Origin of the sequence: Anaeromassilibacillus sp. An172, assembly GCF_002160515.1 — a bacterium.
In the GTDB taxonomy this organism is placed as follows: domain Bacteria; phylum Bacillota; class Clostridia; order Oscillospirales; family Acutalibacteraceae; genus Limousia; species Limousia pullorum.
On record NZ_NFKS01000040.1, the window covers coordinates 1 to 8,633 of the forward strand.

6 protein-coding genes are annotated in these 8,633 nt (G+C 38.5%); all 6 read right to left on the bottom strand.

Annotated features, from left to right (window positions below; translation table 11 throughout):
* The coding region (locus B5F08_RS12800; RefSeq protein WP_143256430.1) for a hypothetical protein at positions 1-274 on the bottom strand (274 nt) is incomplete at its 3' end.
* 37 nt (positions 275-311) lie between these two features.
* The gene (locus tag B5F08_RS12805) at positions 312-1,676 is read right to left on the bottom strand and encodes a prealbumin-like fold domain-containing protein (RefSeq protein ID WP_087380288.1); all 1,365 of its coding nucleotides are present in this window, start codon (positions 1,674-1,676) and stop codon (positions 312-314) included.
* A 17-nt stretch (positions 1,677-1,693) separates the two neighbouring features.
* Entirely contained in the window at positions 1,694-5,398 is a 3,705-nt protein-coding gene (locus B5F08_RS12810; RefSeq protein ID WP_087380291.1) for a leucine-rich repeat protein, read from the bottom strand.
* Between the two features lie 342 nt (positions 5,399-5,740).
* On the bottom strand, positions 5,741-6,583 hold the full coding sequence (locus B5F08_RS12815; protein ID WP_087380294.1) for a hypothetical protein: 843 nt from the start codon (positions 6,581-6,583) through the stop codon (positions 5,741-5,743).
* Positions 6,584-6,941: 358 nt separating this feature from the next.
* Positions 6,942-8,057, bottom strand: coding sequence for an STAS-like domain-containing protein (locus tag B5F08_RS12820; RefSeq protein ID WP_158096314.1), 1,116 nt, complete (start codon positions 8,055-8,057; stop codon positions 6,942-6,944).
* A gap of 245 nt (positions 8,058-8,302) precedes the next feature.
* Positions 8,303-8,494 (bottom strand): hypothetical protein, encoded by a 192-nt coding sequence (locus B5F08_RS12825; RefSeq protein WP_087380300.1) that lies wholly within the window; start codon positions 8,492-8,494, stop codon positions 8,303-8,305.
* Between the last annotated feature and the right edge of the window lie 139 nt (positions 8,495-8,633).

Consider the following 8,633-nt stretch of genomic DNA (forward strand, 5'->3'; position numbering starts at 1 on the left):
CAGTCATATCAATCTCCTGACCGCTCATTGATGTACCTGTAAGATGAAATTTGAAGCCTTCAACAAGTCCGTCCTCTGCGGTCTTTGTAACATCAAGATTTCCTTTTTTAAGTTTGTTTACAAAGACATAGTTTTCTTTCTGTTCATCATTGTTTGCAGTTACGCTTGTGGTTTCTGTAGGTTCTGTTTCGTCTGCACTCGCTACATTGAATACAGGTATTGCCGTCATCATTATCAAAAGAACGACAAGCATTACAGCTCTGATTCTTTTCATCGGATTTCCCCCTTTCGTTATTTATCTAAGGCAAACCTTAGTTGCCGGAAAACAAGTTAGCCGCCAATACAGGTATAAATGAGAATACAGATTCTACTACAGCTTCAGGGTCTGCATCGGCGTTGAGTGAATATGTAACGCTTGCTTCAGATGCCATTTCAGCTTTAACTACAACAGTCTGAGGTTCCGGAGTGATATACCATTCAGGAACTTCAATTTCCTCTGCCGTGTATGTTCCGACCGGAACATCTTCAAAGACTGCAATACCGCCGGCATTGGTGATTTCTGTCATATCAACTTCTTCGCCGGAGTCGGATGTTCCATACAGATGAAATTTAATGCCTTCAATCTTGTTATCTTCAGACTGTTTCTGAACAGTAACGCCCTGACGTTTAAGGGTGTTATGGAATGTTACCTCTGTTGTCTGCTGATACTTAATTTCTATGTCCTGAGGAGATACTTCAACGTAATAGTCTTCAGGCAAAGTTTCGATGATTGTATATTTTCCTATCGGAACATTCTTAATTTCCGCAATACCCTCATCGTTAGTTTCAGCTTTCAGTTCAATCTCTTCACCGGAGTCTGATGTTCCCTTGAGTGTAAACTCAATTGATGAAATCTTTCCGTCCTCAGAAGTTTTGAAGATTTTTACAGAGCCTTTTTTGAGTGTGTTGTCAAAAGTAAGGTTCACATCTTTGTCTGCGTTGATAGTTACTTCCTGCTCATCCGGAACTACATAGTAATTGGGAGCATCAATTTCCTTAACTATGTAATCGCCGTAAGGAACACCCTCAAAGGTAAGCTTACCTTCTTCGTTTGTAACGCCTGTCTGTTTAAACTCCTGTCCGCCCTCTGTTGTGCCGGAAATTTCAAAGGTTCTGTTTTCGAGAACATCGTCCTCTGCGGTCTTGGTAACAATGATATTGACCTTTTTCAATGCGTTGTGCATTGCAGCCTGAGTAAGCTTGTTGTACTCAATTACAACAGTCTGTTCATCCGGAGTTATGTATCTGTCCGGAATCTCAATTTCATTGAGTTTGTAATCTGTACCGATTGGAATATCTTTAAAATGCGCCACACCGTCTGCCTCGGTTACAGCAGTCATATCAATCTCCTGACCGCTCATTGATGTACCTGTAAGATGAAATTTGAAGCCTTCAACAAGTCCGTCCTCTGCGGTCTTTGTAACATCAAGATTTCCTTTTTTCAGCTTGTTTATAAAAACATAGTTTTCCTTTTGCTCATCACTGTTGCTTAATGCTGTGACGCCTGTTTCCGTTGGTTCTGTTGCTTCTGTTTCATCAGCAAAGGATTTGGATGTATTAAGTGTAAACATCCCGCATATGCTAAGCAAAACTAAAAGCAGGGATATTACTCTACTTGATTTTTTAATGTTTGTCATTTTCTATTTCCTCTTTCTCAGTTACTTAACTTTTCATTTTCCGGAGGAAGGGAAACATCAAGACTTTCATCTTTATAATAGATATCGTCTTTCTTCTTATTCAACGTACCTGCTTCCTCTTCTGTCGTTGGAACATCGGCTGTTTCGGTTGGAGATTCTGTTGTTTCTTCTGCGGGCGGTTCTTCCACTGTTTCAGTTGTCGGTTCAGTGGTTTCTGTTACCTCGTCAGTTGCTTCAATCGTTTCAGCAGGTTCCGTTGCTTCTGTTTCTTCTGTAATTTCTTCGGTTGTTTCGGCAGGTTCTGTTACAGCTTCTGTTGTTTCTTCTTCATTCAAAATTTCATTTGCCGCATAGGTTCCGAGTGAAACAAATTTGATACCATTATTATTAGCGTATGTTTCGGCAGGACTTCCGGTATAACCATACATTGTGGCATTAATTCCTATAAAACCGGAACCTTGGAAAGCGTAATTGTCTATCTTTGTGTCTTTACCGTATACATATACATTACGTATGTTTGGACATTTTGCGAAACAGCTGAAAGGTATTTCTTCCAAATTTGCGGGCAAGACAACAGTTTTTAAACTTGCATACATAAATGCTGCTTGTCCGATTTTTGTCACAGTGCCGGGGATGGTAACACTCATAACATGGGGATTTGCATTAAATACATAGTCTGCTATTTCTGTTACAGGATATCCGTCTATGGTAGATGGAATATCAACCTGTCCGCCTGTACCTTTGTATCCTGTAATAGTCATGCCGCCGTCAGCGTTTAATGAATAAGTAAAATCTTTTGCTCCGCTACCCTTTACAATAATTGTTTGAGGTTCAGGTTTTATATACCATTCAGGCACATTTTCTTCCTGAACTATCCATACACCGCTTGGCACTTCATTGAAAACAGCCAATCCATTTTTATCTGTAATGGCTCTCATTTCATATGGCTGACCGGTTACAGGATTTTTAATAATTCCACCATTTCCGTCCGGCATATATGCATAGAATGTAATGCCTTCGATTTTGTCGTCCTCGGAAAGCTTCTGAACAACCATTGAGTGTAAATCCATTGTGTTTACAAATTCAAATACCGTGGTTTGGTTTGCGTTCTCTCTGGTGATGTTAACAGTTTTTGCAGCCGGTATCATATAATCATCAGGGATAACATAACCGCCTTCAGCTCCCACAACTCCAAGCTCTTTTATAGTCCAAGTACCTGTAGTTGCTTCGATTGTATTTGTATTACCGTAATTGTCAGTAGGACCCACTGTGGTCTTATCGCCTGTTGGGGATGTGACCTCAAAGTACCATCCGGCAAGCTTATCGTTAGGCGCAGTCATCATGGAACCGTCTGACTGCTTGATAGACTTTTTAATGCTGTAGCTGTACTCGGCATAGTCATTGTCAAACTCAACGGTTTTAACTTTGCCTGCGTCTGCTGATGTTATCTCAAAACTTATCTTTTCTGGGTTTAAAAATTCATCGCCCAGAGTGTAGCTTCCGTCGGAGTTTTTTGTGCCGAGCTCTTCAACTGTATATGTGCCTGTCTTTGTAACAGTATAAGCAGGAGTTTTACCGTATTCGTCGGTTGCACCTATAACAGTGGATGTTCCGTCAGGGGCGGTAACTTTAAAGTAAAGACCGCTATGAAGTTTTGACGGTGCGCTTATGGTTTCTCCGTCTTTATCTGTTATTGTTTTTTGGATTTGATATTCAAACTTCATCTGTGTGTTTGTCACCGTTACGGTTTCAACAGAGTTATTAAGTTCAGTTTGAATATTTTCCGGCTTTGAGTAAATGTCGGGGAAATAATAATCTCCGTCACTGCTTTTAAGACCAAGTTCCTCAACCGTGTATGTGCCTTTCTTCAGTGATGTTCCGGCAAGCTGTGAAACTGTTCCGGACAGCTCTCCGTTTGAGTTGGTCGGACCGACGATAAGACCTTCAGACGGTAAGTTGCCGCCCGTCACTTTGAAGTACCAGCCGCTATACTCAGATGAAGGTTTAGTAAGCTGTGTACCCTCAGCGTTTACAACTGACTTCTTAATAATCAAATCGTTTGGAGCGTACTTGTTTTCAAACTTCATTTGAAGCGTGTATGAATCCTGAGATGTTTTTGTGAATGAGGCTGTCTGATTTTCCGGTTTTATGTAATCATCAGGAAAAACAATTTCATCGTTAACCATTTTTCCGAGTTCTTCAACCGTATAGGTGGTGTCATACCGGAAATCAAAGTCCACATCCACATAGCCGTAACTGTCGGTCGGACCAACTGTAAGACCTTCTGGCGGTAAGTTTCCTCCGGTTATTTTAAAGTACCAATCGGCAAGCTTGTCTTTGCCTGTATAGACGTTTCCGCTTTCATCCACTACAGTTTTCTGGATTTTCCAGTTAAGGTCGGTTTCGCCTGAGTTGGTGAAGGACTTGATTATAACCTTGCCTGCGTCTGCTGACGATGGGGTGTAGGTGACAGGTTCAGGCTTTGTATAGTTATCGGGGAGATAATAGCTGTCGCCGTTTTTAAGTCCAAGTTCTTCAATGGTGTATGTTTCACCAATCTGACACCGGATTGTTTTCACGCCTGTTCCTGACCTAATCTGTCCGTTTACGTCAGTTGGACCAAGAATTTCTTCCGTTCCGTCAGTTCCGGTTATCTTAAAGTAAAGACCGGAATAACGGGAGTCAGGCTTTTGAACCTCAACACCGTTGTAATCAACTGAGCTTTTCTCAACTCCCAACGAAACAGTATCAACGGCAACTTTGAAGTAAGCGGGAACAGGGTCGGCGTAGCCGTTAACACCTGTTACCATGTCTTGTCCGTCACCGCCCCATGTGATAAGCTGTGCGTCTGTATCATCAACAGGCATTTCCTTTGTTGCTGAAATGACTATCTCTGAGGATTTAAGTGTTTCACCGGGGTTTGTGTAAAGTGTGAGAGTGTTTCCAACCTGAGTGATATTCACGCCATCATGATTTCCTGAGAAATCAAAGCGGTCAAGAACTCCGTTTGTATCTTTTAAGGTCGCTTCATAGTGATCGCCTTTCCATTCAAGCTTTATAGTAGGAGAGTTGCTGGAATACTTTGAGGCAAAGCTTGGTATTGTCTTATGAGTTGTAAGCAGATTGTCAATGTAATTGTATACTTTTTGCATTGACACGGTGTACTCAAAATTTCTTCCGAAAAAAGCCCATAACAGTTCCTGAGAAAATTGACTGTCACTTACTTCAGCTGTGTTTAAATCCCTAAGGTCAAGACAGTATTGCCAAATAATGAGCTTTGTTGCAAGATATGCAAATTGTTTTCGTTTTTCAAAAGTTTCCGCATTGGGGTCATTTTCTATGAGCTTGTTTATTGCTTCAAAGTTTCCCGGCTTGCCGTATATTAAAGCAAGCGCAATCTGTTCTCTTTTTTCTCTTGAAAAGCTCCACCATACAGAATTAGGGTAGTTTGGTTCAGCTGTAGAACCTGCGCTTCTGTACGGGTCTATGCAGTAGGCTTCCTGACCGTTGATTTCATACATTGGCATATATGCCCAGTCCCATATGAAGATATGGTCTGTGCCCGGCTTTTTAACACTGTGTTTATATGTTACAAAAGAGTCGGTGACGGTTATTTTTCCGCCGGCAGCCATTGATGAAATAGGAATAGCAGAAATAAGAAGCAGAAATGCAAGCACTATGGAAATGACCTTAAAAGAAAATTTTGTTTCCTTTTCTTCCATTAGTATTCTTTCCTTTCTTTTAAAATAGAAATGAGTCAGTTCATTTCTTTTTGTTTGGCGGCATTTTGTTTTTTAATAATTCATCACCTCCAATATTAGATTTATAGTTTAGCTTAGGATGGATTTGACTTTATATATATGAAAAAGCGGCGCCGCCAATCGCCGCTTTGAATTGTCATAAAGGTGATTGGGAGAACGGAGTAGTAAGAAAGGAGATGAACAAAAACCTCAAAAGACCAATCACCTTAAAAAAGAAAAAGGCAGCCATTTAGGTTGCCTTTGTATATATAACAAAACCTCCTGTTTGAGGCAGGAGGTTAGGGAATAATCGGTATTTAATTTTTAACCGTAGAAACAGTAAACAAGATAACCGCCGTTTGACAATGGTTCAAGATATGGACGAAAACGGCAAACACTGACATCTTCATAGCCGTCATTCTTTACCATATTTACAACACTGTCAATAGCTCCAAAACAGGCATTGTACTTGGCAATGTTTATTTTGTCTGCGGAGTCAAAATAGCTGTTCAATTCATCAGGTGAGTTATATCCGCAGTTTCCGAAAGTCAGGGACGAATCATATGTAAGTCCCTGAGAGATACCGTAATTAATCATATCCTGTTCAATGGTATATGGGTCGAACGGATATATATACGGAGAACTTACCGGAGGCTCTGTAGGAGCTTCTGTGGGAGGTTCAGTGGGTGGATTTGTAGGTGGTTCAGTAGGCGGCTGTGTCGGCTTTTCAGTCGGTTTTTCTGTAGGCTTCTCAGTTGGCTTCTGTGTAGGCTTTTCGGTTGGCTTCTGGGTCGGTTTGGTTGTACCGGAACCGGTTCCGGAATTGCCTGAAGAACTGTTGCTGCCGGAATTGCCGGAGCTTGAAGAATTATTTGAACTGCCGCCGTTGTTGTTATTTTTTTCTGCTGCGTCTGTAGCCGGCTCAACGATTGTTATAACATCAACCACTTCACCTTCGTCGTCTGTTACAACCTCTGTTCTTGTTTCTGTTTCGATTTCATCGGTTGTATTTTTTGTGTTCTTATCTGTGTTGTTCTTTGTTGATGATGTTGTTGTGGTTTGTGTTGAGTCTGTATTTTTATCATCACCACAGCTCGTCAACACTGTAGTTGAAAGGGCAAGCATAATCGCTAATATTGTTGATATGATTTTGTTTTTGTACTTCATTGTTCTGCCTCCTTATATTAAAAACATAACACTTATATTTTTATTTGTCAATCAGTTCCTGACTTTTTGTGACTTATTGAGAAAGTTGCTTAAGTTTATTGTAACCTCTGTCAAGGTATGTACTAAGTTTTTATAAAGAGAAAAGACCTGCAAAAAGCAGGTCTTTGTTTTTTAAATAAGCATTTTGTGCCTTAAAGACATAGTTGGAACGGGTTCATGCTAAACCTTATGAAGACTTCCGTTTGTAACTCTCACAACCGAGCACAAACATCAAAAGCATAGGGATTATCCCTATTTATATTATACTGCAATTATAGAATTTGTAAACCCCATTTTACAATATTATTCTTTATTTAACCTAATTTAACCCATCATTTACATTTTGATGAAACCGTAATGCAACTGAACGGTCAAATAGGTGCGAAACAAGAGAATTCATATTTTTGATCCTGATCAATTTGTTAAACTGCAGAAATCCGATTTCAATAACCATTTTAGCAAGAAATTCATCGATAAAAGAAGAACTGCAAGCTTGCACATTTACAAAATCAAGAATAATAGGAGATTGTGCTCGTTGGAGAATATTAAGAACATCATTTCTTAACTCTGCACCTGCAATTCTTGTACCAGTACCAGATGATTGTTTGAAAACATCATATCTAAGAACGTCGTCATCTTGCCACATATCATCAATTCTTATATCAAATCCGTCAAATCCATTAAGATTTCTTAAAGAGGTTTTTAAATCAATATCTTTTGATAAATCAAGTTGAAAGTCTACAGTGGTACAGGGATACTGTTCTGAAACGATAACGTCATTTTCAAATTTAATGAGTTCATTTTTTCTCAACATTAATGTAGAGTAGCCGGAAGAAATTACTAATCTACCGTTGTTTTCTTTTACAATTTCAAAAAGACCATACAAGCCATTACCCTGTCCTTTACCGTCACCTATACCTTCTTGTATTGCAAGTGTAAGAGCGTCTATTTCAGAAGCAGGTTTATGAGAACTGCACTTTAGTGAATTGTATATTCCAATTCCACAATCATAAACACAGAGAGCAAATACTTCTTTCCTTTTATGATATTGAGCCATAACATACCCATATTTTGATTGGCTATGAACAAGAACATTATCCATAACCTCATTAATACACCAAATTAAGCCATTTAGTACATCTTTTCCGCATTTAGTAGTACGACTTAGACAATCAATATATGCTTGTACAAGACTTGAAACCTGACCTTCTCGTTCTTTTTCTTCAGAAAATACAAATATTTTGTCCATAGGATTTCTTAAAGTTTTTATTTTTTCAGTTTCCAAATCAAAAGGATTAAAAAAGCCACATTTACTTAAATATGAATCCTCATTGGTAACAATAAATTCAATATCAAAAGTTGAGTGATAAAACTTTATTAAAATTGAAATAGGAAGGCAAGCATCAGGAAAAATACTTCCTTTGGCACAATCCAATGTTATCTTAATGTTTTTTATCTTACGTTTTATACATAAACTAACACAACGTATAAATGAGGTAACACAGGACGGGTGATTCATTTTACGGATTATTATTTCGTTTTTTACAAGTTCAACATTCTTAGTTTTCAGATTGGTACCTTCTTTCAGTTAATTATAGAAGAATTTATTTTTATATTACCATGGTTTGCGTAAAAAGTCGATATTTTTATTATTATGATAATATAAAATTATTTTTATAGTTACTGAGAAAGTTGCCTAAGTTTGTTGTAACATCTGTCAAGATACGCTTTAAGTTTTTTCATATCCTCATCATCAGGAAAATAAAATCTTATGTTATACGGAAATTTATACTCTCCTGTTTCTGTGTGTGTAATCACATGACCGTTCTTGTACATATAATAAAGTCGGTCACGGATTTCTTTTTCTGTCATTTTTATCACCCTTTCATTTGGAGTAAATATAAAATCGGAACTGGTTCCGATTTATGGATAAAACAAAACCATCGGAGTTAAATCACCGATGGTTCGTTTTATCCTGTATCAATAATGTTATCTCTTATATATATCGCTT

Coding starts and splice junctions, on each gene's coding strand:
- B5F08_RS12805 (WP_087380288.1), bottom strand. CDS start 1,676: ATGACAAACATTAAAAAATCAAGTAGAGTAATATCCCTGCTTTTAGTT.
- B5F08_RS12810 (WP_087380291.1), bottom strand. CDS start 5,398: ATGGAAGAAAAGGAAACAAAATTTTCTTTTAAGGTCATTTCCATAGTG.
- B5F08_RS12815 (WP_087380294.1), bottom strand. CDS start 6,583: ATGAAGTACAAAAACAAAATCATATCAACAATATTAGCGATTATGCTT.
- B5F08_RS12825 (WP_087380300.1), bottom strand. CDS start 8,494: ATGACAGAAAAAGAAATCCGTGACCGACTTTATTATATGTACAAGAAC.